The following is a 1,304-nucleotide window of genomic DNA, read 5'->3' on the forward strand; positions in this document are numbered from 1 at the left end:
AGCTGGCACGGCGCGCCATGCAGGGCGCGGTCACCGGCATCGTCGCCATGCCTCCCTTGCCCCCCGACGAATGATCAAGTCCACCCTCACCATCAGCAACAAGCTGGGTCTTCACGCGCGCGCCTCGGCCAAGTTAACCAAGTTGGCCGGCAGCTTCAAGTGCGAGGTCTATATGAGCCGCAACGGCCGGCGCGTGAACGCCAAGAGCATCATGGGCGTCATGATGCTGGCCGCCGGCATCGGCGCGACAGTCGAACTGGAGACTGATGGCGAGGACGAACAAGCCGCGCAGGATCAGATCACCGCCCTCGTCAACGACAAGTTCGGCGAAGGCCAGTGATCAGCCGAGGATGCGCTTGAAGCGCGCCGGCAGATCGGCCGTGCGCAGCAGCAGCGGCAGGTCGGCGGTGTTGAAGTCGGGGTCCCAGGCCGGCTCGCCCATCAACTTGGCGCCGCAGCGCAGATAGCCGCGGATCAAGGCCGGCGGTTCCACCACCAGGTCCTGGCGCAGGTGCTCGATGGGCAGCGGCAGGCGCGGGCGCACCCGGCAGTCGATGGGCGCGAGGTGGTTGGCGGCGATCTGCTTCCACAGACTGGCCGCGAAGTGGCCGCCATCGCGCATGCTGACGCTGGCGCAGCCGATGACGGTATCCAGACCGTTGCGGGCCATGAATTCGGCCAGCGCGCCCCACAACGCAATGATGGCGCCGCCGCTGCGGTGGTCGGCATGCACGCAGGAGCGGCCGATCTCGGCGACCCGGGAACGCAGGCCGCGCAGGCGCGTCAGGTCGAACTCGGTGTCGCTGTACAGGCCGCCGGCGCGTTTGGCGGCGGACGGCGTCAGCACGCGGTAGGTGCCGACGACAGGGCCGGGCTCGTCGTCTTCGCCCCCGGCGCGCACCAGGACATGCTCGCAATAGGCGTCGAAGAGGTCGACGTCCAGCCCGGCCGGTGAACCCTTGGGTGTGGGCAGGCGGGCGCCCATCTCGACGGCGAAGACCTGGTAGCGCAGCGCCTGGGCTTCGCGAACTTCCGTTTCGCTGCGTGCCCAGCTGACGCTGAGGCGGGGGGAAGAGGCGCGCGCCGGGCGGTGCAGGGCGGGGGCATGCGGCTGTGCATGCGTGACGATCAAACTGCGGTTCATGCCCGGCATGCTGGGGCGGCTGTTTGACGCAGCGGTGAAGGCCCTATGAAAAAACCATGACGCGGCAGCCCTGTGGCTCAAGCTACATTGGGGATTGATCTGCGGAGGGCGCTGATGAGTTTTCAGGTGTTCGGCATTGCGGTCTCACGTGGTGTGGCCA

At 67.8% G+C, this 1,304-nt stretch carries 2 protein-coding genes; one reads left to right on the forward strand and one right to left on the reverse strand.

Going from position 1 to position 1,304, the window contains the following annotated elements:
* Nucleotides 1–70 precede the first annotated feature (70 nt).
* Nucleotides 71–340 (forward strand): HPr family phosphocarrier protein, encoded by a 270-nt coding sequence (locus AC1DU6_RS31600; RefSeq protein ID WP_056194300.1) that lies wholly within the window; start codon nucleotides 71–73, stop codon nucleotides 338–340.
* Here AC1DU6_RS31600 and AC1DU6_RS31605 read toward each other — a convergent pair whose 3' ends face one another.
* Nucleotides 341–1,144 (reverse strand): GNAT family N-acetyltransferase, encoded by an 804-nt coding sequence (locus tag AC1DU6_RS31605; RefSeq protein WP_457324980.1) that lies wholly within the window; start codon nucleotides 1,142–1,144, stop codon nucleotides 341–343. It lies immediately after the preceding gene.
* Between the last annotated feature and the right edge of the window lie 160 nt (nucleotides 1,145–1,304).

This window comes from Roseateles sp. P5_B10, assembly GCF_056400485.1.